At 71.0% G+C, this 14,369-nt stretch carries 12 protein-coding genes; 8 read left to right on the forward strand and 4 right to left on the reverse strand.

Features of this window, described 5'->3' with window-relative positions:
* The first annotated feature begins 17 nt into the window (after positions 1-17).
* From LZ495_RS25820 to LZ495_RS25845, 7 genes are all read left to right on the forward strand, one after another.
* Positions 18-869 (forward strand): DUF3097 domain-containing protein, encoded by an 852-nt coding sequence (locus tag LZ495_RS25820; RefSeq protein ID WP_235055278.1) that lies wholly within the window; start codon positions 18-20, stop codon positions 867-869.
* An 81-nt stretch (positions 870-950) separates the two neighbouring features.
* Positions 951-1,073 carry a putative leader peptide gene (locus tag LZ495_RS45360; RefSeq protein ID WP_372498646.1) on the forward strand — a complete coding sequence of 41 codons (123 nt, stop codon included), beginning with the start codon at positions 951-953 and terminating at the stop codon, positions 1,071-1,073.
* A 191-nt stretch (positions 1,074-1,264) separates the two neighbouring features.
* The gene (locus LZ495_RS25825; protein ID WP_235055279.1) at positions 1,265-2,836 is read left to right on the forward strand and encodes an ABC transporter substrate-binding protein; all 1,572 of its coding nucleotides are present in this window, start codon (positions 1,265-1,267) and stop codon (positions 2,834-2,836) included.
* Positions 2,837-2,852: 16 nt separating this feature from the next.
* Positions 2,853-3,797, forward strand: a complete 945-nt coding sequence (locus LZ495_RS25830) for an ABC transporter permease (RefSeq protein ID WP_235055280.1) — start codon at positions 2,853-2,855, stop codon at positions 3,795-3,797.
* A 5-nt stretch (positions 3,798-3,802) separates the two neighbouring features.
* Positions 3,803-4,729, forward strand: a complete 927-nt coding sequence (locus tag LZ495_RS25835) for an ABC transporter permease (RefSeq protein WP_308268645.1) — start codon at positions 3,803-3,805, stop codon at positions 4,727-4,729.
* Positions 4,726-6,735 carry an ABC transporter ATP-binding protein gene (locus LZ495_RS25840; RefSeq protein WP_235055281.1) on the forward strand — a complete coding sequence of 670 codons (2,010 nt, stop codon included), beginning with the start codon at positions 4,726-4,728 and terminating at the stop codon, positions 6,733-6,735. Before LZ495_RS25835 ends, LZ495_RS25840 begins: the two co-directional genes overlap by 4 nt.
* A 14-nt stretch (positions 6,736-6,749) precedes the next feature.
* Positions 6,750-9,152, forward strand: coding sequence for an arylsulfatase (locus LZ495_RS25845; protein ID WP_235055282.1), 2,403 nt, complete (start codon positions 6,750-6,752; stop codon positions 9,150-9,152).
* A gap of 65 nt (positions 9,153-9,217) precedes the next feature.
* Here the strand turns inward: LZ495_RS25845 and LZ495_RS25850 are convergent, their stop codons facing one another.
* On the reverse strand, positions 9,218-10,687 hold the full coding sequence (locus tag LZ495_RS25850) for an AAA family ATPase (RefSeq protein ID WP_235055283.1): 1,470 nt from the start codon (positions 10,685-10,687) through the stop codon (positions 9,218-9,220).
* A 277-nt stretch (positions 10,688-10,964) separates the two neighbouring features.
* On the reverse strand, positions 10,965-11,852 hold the full coding sequence (locus LZ495_RS25855) for a phenylalanine 4-monooxygenase (RefSeq protein ID WP_235055284.1): 888 nt from the start codon (positions 11,850-11,852) through the stop codon (positions 10,965-10,967).
* A gap of 321 nt (positions 11,853-12,173) precedes the next feature.
* Here LZ495_RS25855 and LZ495_RS25860 point away from each other — a divergent pair, with 321 nt between their 5' ends.
* Entirely contained in the window at positions 12,174-12,686 is a 513-nt protein-coding gene (locus LZ495_RS25860; protein ID WP_372498647.1) for a DUF2199 domain-containing protein, read from the forward strand.
* 15 nt (positions 12,687-12,701) lie between these two features.
* Here LZ495_RS25860 and LZ495_RS25865 read toward each other — a convergent pair whose 3' ends face one another.
* Both LZ495_RS25865 and LZ495_RS25870 read right to left on the reverse strand, forming a co-directional pair.
* Positions 12,702-13,391 carry a hypothetical protein gene (locus LZ495_RS25865; RefSeq protein WP_235055285.1) on the reverse strand — a complete coding sequence of 230 codons (690 nt, stop codon included), beginning with the start codon at positions 13,389-13,391 and terminating at the stop codon, positions 12,702-12,704.
* A 141-nt stretch (positions 13,392-13,532) separates the two neighbouring features.
* A complete protein-coding gene (locus tag LZ495_RS25870; RefSeq protein WP_235055286.1) occupies positions 13,533-14,348 on the reverse strand; it encodes a hypothetical protein in 816 nt (271 codons plus the stop codon).
* Positions 14,349-14,369 lie beyond the last annotated feature (21 nt).

Below are 14,369 nucleotides of genomic sequence, written 5' to 3' on the forward strand. Positions count from 1 at the left end.
CGATAGCGTCCGGTGCCATGCGCAGCAGGAGTTACGGCCCCGACCTCACCCCGCCGTGGAAGAAGCCGAAGCCGGTGCCCGAGGTGGAGGCCGAGCGGGATCTGGTCGTCGAAGAGGTCGAGACCGGGTTCTGCGGGGCCGTGGTGCGGGTGGAGAAGACGCCCGAGGGGTTCACCGTCACGCTGGAGGACCGGCACGGGAAACTGCGGGTGTTCCCGATGGAGCCGCGCGGGTTCATGGTGGACGGCGCGGTGGTGACGCTGGTGCGGCCCCGCGCGGCGCAGGCGGGGCCGGTGCGGCCGACGCGTACGGCGTCGGGTTCGGTGGCGGTCCCCGAGGCGCGGGCGCGCGTGGCGCGGGCCGGGCGCATCTACGTCGAGGGGCGGCACGATGCCGAACTCGTCGAACGGGTCTGGGGCGACGACCTGCGCATCGAGGGCGTGGTGGTGGAGTACCTGGAGGGTGTGGACGATCTGCCCTCGGTGGTGCGGGAGTTCAAGCCGGGTCCGGGGCGTGCGCTGGGCGTGCTCGTGGACCATCTCGTGCCGGGGTCGAAGGAGAGCCGGATCGCGGCGGAGGTCGCGGCGGGTCCGTACGGCGCGCATGTGCTGGTCACCGGGCACCCGTTCATCGACATCTGGGAGGCGGTCAAGCCGTCCGTCCTCGGCATCGGTGCGTGGCCGAAGGTGCCGCGCGGCGTGGCCTGGAAGGACGGCGTGAACGCGGCGCTGGGGCGGACGTCGAGCACGGGTGAGACGTGGCGCTGGATCCTTTCCCATGTGGATTCGTACCAGGACCTCGAACCGGCATTGCTGGGCCGGGTCGAGGAGCTCATCGATTTCGTGACGGCGCCCGGCAGCGAAGATTGAGCGGGGCCTGCGAAGTATCGGTGCAGTAAACCGGCAATAATCCGTTAACAATTGTCCAGTTTTCGAGACGCTGCACCAGGAATGTTGACCCTCTCGCGCACCCCTGACACAGTCAGGCTCGTGAGTTCGGACCGCCAAGCCCTCGTGTCGCGCCGCCACATCGACTTCTGTCGTGTCGCCGGCGCCATCTGTGCCGTCCGCTAAAAGCCTGTAGAAGCAGCTTCCGGAACCGCCCGGATTTCCCGGCCGGTTCGGCTTCCGCACGCATTCCGCGCACTCCGCGCGAGTTTTCGCCTTCTTCTCGTCGTTTCCGCATACGGCAGCCCGGAATTTGCGCGGGCCGCTTCCGTAGGCGCGCTCACCCCTGCCTCGCACCGCTCAGAGGAGCCTTTGCCATGCCCGTTTCCTCGATTTTCACCAGCCGCCGGACGGTTCTGCGCGCCGCCGGAGCCGGCGCCGTCGCGCTGGGGCTGGCCGGGTGCAAGTCGGCGGTCGACGAGAAGAAGTCGTCGCCGGCCGGGGCGAGCGGGCAGCCGAAGAAGGGCGGCACGCTGCAGATAGGCAGCCTGACCGATTTCACCCCGGCGCTGCTGTTCACCCAGAACGCGTTCACCGCGGTGCACCGGCTGGTCTTCAACACGCTGACGTCGTACGACCCGAAGACCCTGCAGCCGCAGCCGCAACTGGCGAAGTCCTGGCAGGTGGCCGCGGACGGCAAGTCCGTGACGTTCCAGCTGCGCGAAGGCGTGAAGTTCCACAACGGCCGCCCGTTCACCGCCGACGATGTGGTGTTCGCGATAAACAACCTGAAGGACCCCAAGCGCAGCGCGCAGTTGCGGGCCACCGCCGCGGTCGTCCAGGAGATCCAGGTGGTCAACCCCCTGGAGGTGACGCTCAAGCTCGCGCACCCGGTGAGCAACCTGTTCGACCTGTTCGAGTTCATGATCATCACGGACAAGGACTCGGTCGAGGAGGCGGTGACCGGCAAGAAGCTCATCGGGACCGGCCCGTTCGTGTTCAAGAGCTGGACTCCGGGGGCGTCGCTGTCGTTCGCGAAGAACCCCGAGTACTTCATCCCGGAGCGCCCGTACTTCGACGGCGTCGAGGTGCGGATCATCCCCAACAACGACTCGCTGGTCTCCGCGCTGCGTGGCAAGCAGGTCCAGCTCGCCATCGGCCTCAACGGCCGCGACGTGGCGCCGGTCAAGACGGATCCGCAGTTCACCGTGCAGCAGTACGACACGGGTTCGGGCGCGGTCTACGTGGGGGCGAACGTCACCGTGAAGCCGTTCGACGACAAGCGCGTGCGGCAGGCCATCTCGTACGCGATCAACCGCGAGCGGATCGTGCAGCAGAGCCTGGGCGGCTTCGGCCTGCCGTCCTCGGCGCCGTGGCCGAAGTCCTCCCCCGCGTACTCGGACGCCACCGCCAAGCGCTACCCGCACGACCCGGAGCGGGCGAAGGCGCTGCTCGCCGAAGCCGGGGTAAGCAACTTGGACGTGCCGCTGGCGTACCTGAACACCTCCACGGTGATCGCCCAGATGATCCAGTTCGACCTGCAGCAGGTCGGCATCAAGACCACGTTGGAACCGCTCGACCCGGCGAAGTTCCAGGCCCAGCTGATCGGCCAGACGATGCCCGCGCTGTGGGCCGGCTCGCACGGTTTCGCGCAGCTGCACCCGGCCACGCTCGCGGTGAGCGCGTACCCGTTCAACGAGGCCAAGAACACCTCGAAGTTCTCCGACCCCGCCTACACCGAGATCGTCCAGAAGGCGTGGCGGCAGCCGGACGCGGACAGCCCCGCGGCGAAGGCCGCCTACCAGGACCTGAGCGAGGTGCTGCTGGACCGGCAGTTCGTGATCGACCTGGTGGTGCTGGCGAACCTGTACGTGGCGGACAAGAGCCTGCAGGGCGTCGGCCAGAACACGTACGCCTCGCTGGTCCTCGACGACGCGTATCTCGCGTGACGGGCGAGGCGACCTCATGACCGGTTATCTGCTGCGGCGGCTGCCCTCGGCCCTCGGGGTGCTGCTGCTCGCATCTTTCGCCATCTTCTTCATCCTGCGCGCGGTGCCCGGCGACCCCGTGGCCACGCTCGCCGGGTCCGACCCCTCCCCGGAGACCGTCGCGGCGATCCGCGCCGACCTCGGGCTGGACCGCCCGGTGCTCGCGCAATACGGCACGTGGCTGGCCGACGTGCTGCGCGGCGACCTGGGCCGCTCGTACGTCATCGGCGGCGAGGTGTCCGAGCTGCTCTCCCAGCGGATCGGCAAGTCCGTCGAACTCACCATCGGCGCGCTGGTGTTCTCCCTGGCCATCGGACTGGTGCTCGGCGTGCTCGGGGTGACCGTGAAGAACCGGGCCGGGCAGGCGGTCCTGTCCGCGATCAACGCGATTTCGCTCATCGTGCCCGCCTACGTCAGCGGCTTCCTGCTGGTCTTCCTGTTCGCGATCACCTGGCCGGTGCTGCCGCCGGGCGGACACGTGTCGGTCCTGTCCGATCCGCAGATCGGCTTCCAGTACCTGCTGATGCCCGCGCTGGTGATGGCGCTGCCGCCCGCGGCGATCGTGGCCCGCTACGTCAAGGACGGGCTGCTGCAGGCACTCGGCGAGGACTACACGCGCACCGCCAAGTCGCTCGGCATCCCGCACCGCCGCATCCTGTGGCGGCACGCGCTGCCGAACGCCCTGCCTCCGGTGCTGACCGTACTGGGCATGCTGGTCGGCACACTGCTCGGCAGCGCGGTGATCATCGAGGCGGTGTTCGCGTGGCCCGGCCTCGGCACGCTGGCCGAACAGGCGGTGACCCGCCGCGACTACCCGGTGATCCAGGCCGTCCTGCTGTTCATGGTGGCGGTGTTCGTGATCGTGCAGCTGCTCACCGACCTGGCGTACGCCCTCATCGACCCGCGCGTCCGGCTGAGGTGACCGACATGGCGACCGACGTACTCTCCGCTGCTCCTTCTCCTGGTCCTGTTCCCGCCCCTGCGCATGCTCCCGGCGCAGGGCCGGGTCCGGCGGCCGCGGCCAAGCCGCGCCGCCGGATCCGCAACCGCTACCTGCGCGGGCTGATGACGCCGCGCGGCATCATCGGGCTGGCCCTGGTCGGTGTGCTCCTCGGCGCCGGCCTCGCGGCTCCGCTGCTGACCTCGCACGACCCGAACTTCCAAAGCGCCGACGCACTTGTCGGCCCGGGCAGCGCGGGGCACCTGTACGGCACCGACGAGATCGGGCGCGACCTGCTGAGCCGGCTGCTGTACAGCATCCGCACCGACCTGATGGTGGTGCTGATCGCGGTGCCGCTGGGCCTGCTGATCGGCGGCGCGCTGGCGCTCGTCGCGGTCACGCACCGGGTCGCGGACGTCGCCGTGCAGCGGCTGTTCGACCTTCTCCTGTCCTTCCCCAGCCTGATCCTGGGCCTGACCGTCACCGCCATCGCGGGATTCGGCGCCGGGTCGATCGTCACGGTGATCGTGCTGATCGAGATCCCGTCGTTCGGCCGCATGCTGCGCGGCGCGATCCTCGTGCACCGCGACCGCGAGTACGCGGTGGCCGCCCGGATCGGCGGGGCCGGGCCGCTGCGGCTGCTCACCCGGCACGTCCTGCCCAACGCGGCCGACCCGGTGGTCGTGCAGGTCGCGGTGGCCATGTCGGTCGCGGTGATCCTCGAAGGCGCGATGAGCTTCATCGGCATCGGGATCCGCCCGCCCGACGCGTCGCTCGGCGGGATGCTCTCCGCCTCGCGGCCGTACCTGGAGGACCACCCGTTCTACGCGCTGGGCCCGCTCGTGGTCATCACCGCGCTGGTGGTCGGTCTGAACCTGATCGCGGAGGCACTGAACCGAGGAGCCCGACGATGACCATTTCCCTCGACAAGCCGATCGACGAGCCGCTCGACGACCCGCTCGCCGCCCCGGCCGGTTCCGCGACGCTGCACGGACTCTCTTCCTCGGACGCTCTGCTGCGGGTCCGCGGCCTGCACGTCACGTTCACTTCCGAGCGCGGCCCGGTGCACGCGGTGCGCGGCGTCGACTTCGACCTCGCGCGCGGCGAGACGCTCGCGATCGTCGGAGAGTCGGGCTCGGGCAAGTCGACCACCGCGCTGGCGCTGACGAAGATGCTCCCGGGGGCAGGCGCCGTCACCGGCGGTTCGGTGCTGCTGGACGGTCCCGCGCCCGGAGACCCGGTACTGGACCTGGCGTCGGCCGGGGAGGACGAGCTGCGGCGGATCCGCGGCGCGCGGATCGGGATGATCTTCCAGGACCCGATGACGTCGCTGAATCCGCTGCTGACCGTGGGCCGCCATCTCGACGAGGCGATGCGCGCGCACGGGGTCGCCGACAAGCGCAAGCGGGCCGCCCGGGCCGTCGAACTCCTCGACCTGGTCGGCATTGCGGACCCCGCGAAGCGCATGCGCGACCACCCGCACCAGTTCTCCGGCGGCATGCGGCAGCGCGTCATGATCGCGCTGGCGCTCGCCAACGAGCCCGACATCCTGCTCGCCGACGAGCCGACCACCGCACTCGACCCGACCGTGCAGGCGCAGATCCTGACACTGCTGGAGAACCTCTCGCGTGAGCTGGGCACGGCGACCGTGCTCATCACCCACAACATGGGCGTGGTGGCGCGGTCCGCGGCGCGCGTCATGGTGCTGTACGGCGGGCGGGTCGTCGAGCATGGGCGTACCGAGGACGTCCTGGCCGCACCGCAACATCCCTACACCGCAGGCTTGTTGCGTGCGGTGCCGCGCCTGGACGCGCCGTACGGGCAGCGGCTGCACGGCATTCCCGGGTCGCCTCCGGATCTGGCGTCGCCGCCGGAAGGCTGCGCGTTTGCCGACCGCTGCACGTTGGCCACCGACCAGTGCCGCACCGAGCAGCCGCCGCTGCGGGCGGTGGGCAGCGGGCGGACGGTGGCGTGCTGGGTGTCGGACGGGCCGCTGCCACTGCCCTTGGCCGCCTCCGGGGCCGTGGTGTCCGGCGGCGCCTCCGGCACAGAGGTCGCGGAAGCCCTGGACGGGAAGCAGGCGTTCGCCGCCGCGCGGGCCGCTGACGTCCACGAGGCCGGCGACGTGGAGCCCGTGCTGTCCGTCGAGGGGCTCGGGAAGGTGTTCAAGTCGCGCCGCAACCGGGTCGTGGCGCTCGACGACGTCTCGCTGCAGCTGTTCCCGGGCGAGACGCTGGGTGTGGTCGGCGAGTCCGGGTCGGGCAAGTCGACGCTGGTACGCACCCTGGTCGGGGTGCACCCGCCGACCGCGGGACGGATCGTCTTCGGCGGGCGGGACGTGACGCGGCCGTCGCGGGCCGACGTGCGCACCCTGCGGCGCAGCGTACAGATGGTCTTCCAGGATCCGTACGCCTCGCTCAACCCGCGCATGACGGTCGGCGCGATCATCGCCGACCCGCTCGTCTCGCAGGGCCTCGGCACCCCCGGCGAGCACCGCCGCCGGGTCGGCGAACTGCTCGAACGCGTCGGCCTGGACCCGGCCGCCGCGGACCGCTACCCGCGCGACTTCTCGGGCGGGCAGCGGCAGCGCATCGGCATCGCGCGGGCGCTCGCCCCCGAGCCGTCCGTGCTGATCTGCGACGAGCCGGTGTCCGCACTCGACGTGTCGGTGCAGGCCCAGGTGGTGAACCTGCTCGCCGACCTGCAGGCCGACCTGGGCCTCTCGATGATCTTCATAGCGCACGACCTCGCGGTGGTGCGGCAGATCTCGCACCGCATCACCGTGATGCGCGGCGGCCGGGTCGTCGAGACCGGGCCCGCCGAGCAGCTCTGCGCGGATCCGCAACACCCCTACACCCAGGCGCTGTTGGCCGCCGTCCCCAGTCCCGTCCCGGCCGCCCGCACCGCAGCCGCCGCGTAAGGAGCACGTCCACCATGACCGCATCAGAGAACCCCGGGACCTCCGCTTCCGACGCGTCGGGGACATCCGGCCCGTCGGGTCCGTCCGCGACAGGATCCGCGCGGCGGCGCGACCCGTACGCGGGCTTCGCCGGCCGTGTCGGGCGTACTTTCGCGGCGTCGGAACCGGCCTGGACCGGCAAGTCCGCGGCCCGGCCCGGCGCGCCGAACATCGTCGTCGTGCTGATCGACGACATGGGCTACAGCGATATCGGCCCGTTCGGCTCGGAGATCCCCACGCCGACCCTCGACAAGCTGGCCGAGCGCGGCGTGCGGCTGACGAACTACCACACGATGCCGCTGTGCTCGCCGGCCCGCGCGGCGCTGCTGACCGGCCTGAATCCGCACCGGGTCGGGTACTCGTTCGTGGCGAACGCCGACCCCGGCTTCCCCGGGTACGCGATGGAGATCGCCGACGACATCCCCACGCTGCCGCAGCTGCTGCACGATGCCGGGTACGCGACCTTCGCGGTCGGCAAGTGGCATCTGGTGCGCGACTCGGCGTCGAACGCCGCGGACGACCGGCGCAACTGGCCGCTGCAGAAGGGCTTCGACCGCTACTACGGCGTCCTCGAAGGCCTGACCAGTCTCTTCCACCCGCATCAACTGGTGCGCGACAACAGCCCGTTGGACATCGACGAGCTGCCCGACGACTACTACTACACCGACGACATCACCGACGAAGCCCTCGGCATGATCAAGTCGCTGCGCGCGCACGACGCCGACAAGCCGTTCTTCCTGTACGTCGCGCACAACGCGGTGCACGGCCCGCTGCAGGCGAAGGAAGCCGACATCGAGCGGCAGCGCGGCCGCTACGACGGCGGCTGGGACGCGCTGCGCGAGACCCGCTTCGCGCAGCAGATCGCGGACGGCCTCTTCCCGTCCGACACCCGGCTGCCGCGCCGCAACTTCGAGCGCGGCCACGAAGTCGGCGCCTGGGACGACGTACCCGAGGAGACGCGCGCGCTGTACGCCCGCTACATGGAGGTGTACGCGGCGATGGTCGACAACATCGACCAGAACCTCGGCCGGGTGACCGCCCTGCTCGAAGACCTCGGCGAACTCGACAACACCATCATCGTGTTCACCTCGGACAACGGCGGCACGGGCGAGGGCGGCGCGGAGGGCACCCGGGCGTACTTCAAGCGCTTCATCCACCACCCGGGGCTGCCGGACGACTGGAACGGCGACGTCGAACGCGAACTGGACCTGGTGGGCGGCCCGCGCAGCCTGATCCACTACCCGCGCGGGTGGGGCATGGCGTCCAACACGCCGTTCCGGCTCTACAAGGGGCAGACGTACGCGGGCGGTGTGCGGGTGCCGTTCGTGCTGTCCTGGCCGGCCGGGCTGCCGCGGGCGTCCGCGGACGACACGGGCGTGCGGGGGCAGTACCAGTACGTCACCGACTTGCTGCCCACGCTGCTGGACCTCGCGGGCGTCGAACGCCCGGAGGAGCGCGGCGGGGCACCCACCCAGGAACTGGACGGCGGCTCGTTCACGCCGGTGCTGGCGTCTCCCTCCGCCCCGTCCGAACACGTCGAGCAGTACAGCGAGATGACCGGCAACCGGAGCTACTACCGGCACCCGTACAAGCTTGTGACGCAGCACCAGTTCGGGGCGGAGTACGACGACGGCGAATGGGCGCTGTACGACATCGAGAGCGACCCGACCGAGATCGTCGACCTCGCCGACCTCTACCCCGACGTCGTCAAGGAGCTGTCCCAGGCCTGGGAGGAAGCCGCGTGGCGCAACGGCGTGTTCCCGCTCGCCGATGCCAGCGGCGCGCTGGTCTTCCGCGGCCCGGACGAGGAGGCCCTGCGGCGGCCGGTCCGCATCCTGGCGGGCACCCCGGAGTTGGAGCGCTACCGCTCGGCGAAGCTCACGTCGTTCCGCGACTTCGAAGCGGTGATCGAGATCGCCCGGCACGGCGCCGAGGACGCGGGCGTGCTGCTGTCGCACGGTGACCAGGGCGGCGGCTACAGCGTGTACGTCGAGGACGGGCACCTGTGGTTCGCCTTCAACGAGTACGGCGTGCTGCACACCGTGGACGCGGGCGAACTGGCCCCCGGGCCGCACGTGGTGGCGCTGCACGCCCACACCCGGCCGCGGTTCCGGTGGGACTTCGTGGTGACCGTGGACGGCGACGACGTGGCCTGGCTGGAAGGCGTCCACCTGCTGATCGGGATGGCCCCGCTGCAGGGCATCAGCGTGGGCGTGGACCGCAAGTCGCCGGTGTCGTGGCCGGTGTACGAGCGGCACGGCTCCTTCCGCTACACGGGCGACCTGCGGGCGGTCACGTACTCCCCCGGCGCGCCGGCGGCGTACGACCCGGAGACGGTGCTCCGCACGCTGCGGGAGGCGGCGGCGACGTACGAGTAGATCGTGTGCGGTCCTGCGGCCCGCCCCGGAACGAATCCGGGTCGGGCCGCAGTGCTGCCCCCGCGCTAACGCCAGGCAGCGACCACGTCCTCGGCCCCCCAGACCAGGTCCGCCGCTTCCGAGTCGACCCCGCGGACGCCGGACAGCGAGACGACCGCCAGGCCCGTGCGCCCGGCTTCGAATCCCGGGACACTCGGAGCCGCCGCGGCCAGCGCGGCGAAGTCCCGGGCGTCGAACCGCCCGGCGAGCCATTTCACGGACCCGACGAACCCGATGCGCCGAGCGACCGGGCTGCGGTCCGCACCCACGAGGTCCACCTCGGGATCGAACTTCCGGTTCCACCACCCGCCGACCGCCTCGACGTCCTCCCAGGGCAAGGCGCCGTCCAGTGCGGCGAGTTCGAGCGCTTCGCGAACGAGCGGCTCGACGGCCCGCCCACGCCACGCCGGCCACCGGCGTTCGACCAGCCGGAACGCGGCTTCGGGGCGACCGCGGCGCACTTGGGCGACGACGTCGCGGAGTATCGCCAGGTAGAGCCGCAGACTGCTGTCGGCGACCCGGTAGAGGGAGGGCTTGCCGGGCTGCGTGGAGAGCGGCTCGTCGATGGCGAGGACGCGCTTCTCCGAGGCCAAGCGCCGCAGCACCGGAGTCAAGGTGCCGGAAGGTACGGCGCCTTCGTGGTTTCCGGCGGTCGCCGCGATGTTCGCGAACGTACGGTCTCCGCCCCCGACCGCCTCCAGTACCCGGCGGCTATGGTCCGGCGCCGGGAACTCCGCCATGAGCGCCGACTCGGGCACACCAAATACCGGCGAAGCAGGGTCGGAGCACTCCGCTTCGAGGAAGTCCAAGGCAGGCGTCCCGTGCGGCCAGGCGCGGAGAATGCCCGGAAGGCCGCCGGACACCAGGTGTGCGTCGACGGTGTCCGCCGCGGACAGTCCCAGTGCAGTCCTGGTCTCGCCTGGGTTCAGGGGCCCCAGCTCCATATTGTCCGCACGGCCGTAGAACGGCCGATCGTAGGCGGTGAGGCGATCCATCATGTGAAGGTCGCTTCCCAGGAGGAGCAGGAGCACCGGGCGGGTCGACAGCAGCCGGTCCCATGCTGTCTGGAGCGCGCCGTCGAAGACAGGGTCTTGCTCGGCGAGCCACGGCAACTCGTCGAGCACCACGACCGCAGGGCGCGGCGGGAGCACCGCGGCCAGGGCACGGAACGCGTCCGGCCAGCTCCCGCTGCCCGCGGGCACGAGCTCGCGGTCGCTCGGCACCGACGAATCGGCCAGCGTCCTCATGAAATCGGCGACCGCCTCGACCGGCGATGCCCCCTTCGTGGCCGCGAAGAACACGTACGGCACCTCGGCCCGGTCGCAGAATTCCTGGACCAGACGAGACTTGCCGACTTGCCGGCGACCGCGCAGCGCAAGCGCGGCGCCCGTACCGGACGCGGTGACCCTGGCCAGCCGCTTGGCCAGCAAGTCGAGCTCGGCCTGGCGCCCGACGAACGATGGCACGGCCACGATTACCTCCAGGGTGGATCGCATCTAGGTAGATTCAATCTACGTAGATTGATCCTACGAGACTTCGCCCGCGCAGGCGAGGCTCGCTTGGTCGCGCTTGGAGGGCTTCTCGGATGTCGGGTGCACGGGCGGTTGCAAAGGCCAGGAAGTCGGCAAAGCTCGCAGAGCAAGGCGGCGGCATCGCGGATGTCACGGCGATCAGCCGCCGGGTAGTCAAGGGGCGGACGTGACGATGGTCAAGCAACGGCCCGCCGCAGGAGACGGAGCTGCGGCGGGCCGTGGGAGCCGGCATAGGTGCCGGTCAGGAGACCGGGAGGGCCAGGCGGGCGATGGAGTCGTCGTCGCAGGTGGCCCAGAAGGCGCCGACCACGTCTTCGAGGTGGTCCATGGACTCCGCGCGGAACAGCACGTCCTGGTAGTGCGTGATGTCGTACGACGTCGTGCCCATCGCGGCCAGCTCCAGCGGGCGGATGTCCATGCCGCGGAACTCGCGGATCTCGCCGTAGGAGGAGAGGATCCCGGCGCCGTAGGCCTTGAGCTCGCCGCCCTCGGCCATGACGCCGAACTCGAGGGTGAACCAGAAGACCTTGGAGACGAATTCGAGGGCCTCGCGGCTCTCCACTCGGCGGGCGGCCTCACCGGCCAGCCGGTACAGGGCCGCGAACCGGTCGCTGGCCAGCGCGTTCGCGTGGCCGATGACCTCGTGGATCACGTCCGGCTCGGGGGTGTACAGCGGAACGCTGTGGTGCCGGATGTACTGCGTGGAGTGGAAGTACGAGTCGGCCAGTGTGCCGTAGAACTCGCGCAGCTCGACCAGGCCCGCGGCCGGCAGATAGCGGAAGCCGGTCAGCGGGGCGAGCCACTCGCTGACCTCCTGCAGCTGCGGGATGCGGTCCTTGGGAAGGTTCAGGCGCTCGTACCCGTGCAGGTACTCCGCGACCGCGAGCTCCTGGTGCGCGACGGCCAGCTCGGCCGACACGATCCGCCAGACCTCGTGCTCCTCGGGGGTGTAGTCCACCACCGGGATCGGTTCGCCCTGCTGGTGCTGCATCGCAAGTTCCGCGATGCGGTTGCGCCGTTCGCGGTACACCGGGTCGGCGAAACCGGGGTGGCTGCGGGACAGCTCGACCTCGATGCTGCCGTCGGCACGCCGGGTCACCGGGGCCAGGTACTGCGCTTCCTCGAACATCGCCGCCTCCTCGTGGGGCCGGACGGAACCGGTGGATGAGGAGAAAACCGCACGGCGGCACCGCACCAGAGCGCGTGCGACGGTGGTCGCCCGGCCCACTATGCCCAGTATGCGCCGACATGCCGCGGGTGACGGCTCGACACGTACGCCCGGGCTTGCTGCGGTACGCCTTGCGAGGGATCGCCTCGACTGCCCCCATCGGATACCCACCTCCGGCCCGGAAGCAAGATCCACCGCGAGAAAGGTGGCCTGCACCCGGCAATCCGCGCCGGGCGGATCCCGACCGCGGCCGCACGCGATGCCCCTCTAGACTCGCCGCCCATGGCGAGCGGACAGGATCAGGACTTCGCGTGCGAGTGCTGCGGCGGGCAGCACGAAGGGCCCGCGATGTCCTACGGTGCCGACGCCCCCGCCCCGTGGCGGCCGCGCCACGCCAGAGGCCGGAAGAGCGAGCTGGGCACGGACCTTTGCGTGATCAAGGGGCGCCACTTCTTCATCCGCGGGCTCGTCGAGATCCCGGTGCTCGGAACCGACGAGAGCTTCTCCTGGGGCGTCTGGGCCTCGCTGAGCCGGACGAACTTCGTGCGGGCGCAGGAGCTCTGGGACGATCCCGACCGCACGGAGGAGCCCCCGTACTTCGGCTGGCTGTGCACGGCGCTGCCCGGCTACCGTCCGGGCACGCTCCACCTCAAGACCAACGTGCACACGCGCGCGGTCGGGCAGCGGCCGTTCATCGAATTGGAGCCGACGGACCATCCGCTGGCCGTGGAGCAGCGCGAGGGGATCACCATGGACCGGGTGCGGGAGATTGCCGCGCTGGTCATGGGCGGGTGACGGGGGCAGTCGGGCCTACTGCTGCTGGGCTGCGGCGAGCTTGTCCACCTGGGCCTTGATGAGGGGCTCGGGGATGGGGACGGACTTGGCTCGGGCGACGTTCATCGTGGTGGTGATGACGAGCGCGGAGCCCTTGCGGACGACGGTGTGCGGGATGGTGATGGTCTCGCCTTCCGCGCCGACGGCCAGTTCGAAGTAGAGGGCGGCGTCGCCGAGGGCCGGGGCGGGAGCCGTGGTCACCGCGGCCGGGGAGACTCCCCCGCCTTCCTGCTTGATGCCGAAGCCGGTGCAGCCGGGCAGCGCGGCGGTCGCGGCGGCGAGGAGGGCGGCGGCGTCCCCCTCCTTGTACTGGTTGATGCCGAGGTGCGAGGCGCCCTGCTCCTGGCCCGCGCCGAGGAGGCCGACGTCGACCTGGGCGGTCGGAGCGATCCCGGCGCTGCGGCCGGACACCAGGTCCATGACGGGCTGGCAGGCGGCCCGGTCGGCCTGGGCGATCTCGTCCTTCTCGACGTCCTTGCCGCCGCCGGCCAGCTCCCAGCCCTGGGGCAGCTCTGCCTGGGTGAGGAGTGCGGCTTCGAGGGCCTTCTGGTCGAGGGCGTCCGGGGCAGTCCTGCCGCCGTCCGAGTCGCTGCAGGCAGCAACCGCGAGCAGCAGCGGGACGGTCAGGAGAGCGGACAGGGCGGTACGGCCGGACGGCAGGCGCATGGACTTCCTCGGGCAGCGGACGGGCGGGGACGCCGTGCCCGCCAGCGTACGGCGTGCCCGGACCTGCCCGTGGTGGCCGCCGGGCGCGGCTGCGGTGTGGGCCGCGGCCGCGCGCCCGGCGGTGGCGTACCGGTCGCGGGGTCAGCTCTTCTGCGCGGCGGCGATCTTCTCGACCTGGGCCTTGATGACGGCGTTGTCGATGGGCTTGGCCGACGAGCCGTTCATGTCCAGGCCCTGGGCGCCGACCAGAACGGATCCGGAGCGCACGAAGACGATCGGGGCGTCGAAGGTCATCCCCTCGGCGGACATGTTCACGCTCAGGCCGAGGCTCTCGTCGCCCGCCTTGGCGCCGGCCGCCAAGGCGACCTTGTACGTGACCATCGTGCCGTCGGAGTCGGCGGTGAACTCCGCGCAGGACGGGACCGCCTTCTTCGCCGCGGCGAGCACCTTGGCGGCTTCGCCGCTCGGGAACGACAGGAGGCCGACGTTGTAGGTGGTGGTCGGCGCGCTCGTCGTCTGCAGCTCGGCGCTGGCCCGGCCGACGCCCTTGACGGGACCGGAGGCGTTGAGCAGGTCGGCGAGCGGCTGGCACGCGGGCGTGGAGGCCTTCGACGCGCCGGTCGGCTCGTCCTCCTCGTCCGGCTCGACCGTCCAGCCTGACGGGAGGTCGCCCGCGGCTACCAGCGCCGAGGTGAGCTGCGCGGTGGTGAGCGTCTTGCCGCCGCCGTTCGAACCACCGCCGGAGCCGGCATTCGCGCCGCCGGCCGGGGTGCTTGCGGAGCCGCCCGAGGACCCGCCCGCGGAACCGCCGCCCGTGCTCTCGGCGCCCGGGGTCTGCGCACCCGTGGCGCCGGCCGACTTGGCGTCTTCCTTCTTGTCGTCGGAGCCGCAGGCGGTGGCCAGGAACAGGAGCGGGACTGCGGCGACGGTGATCAGGCGGCGCGATGCGTGGCGCATGGATTCCTCTTGTCTGAGCGG

It is taken from the genome of Yinghuangia soli, assembly GCF_021502675.1.
Lineage (GTDB): Bacteria > Actinomycetota > Actinomycetes > Streptomycetales > Streptomycetaceae > Yinghuangia > Yinghuangia soli.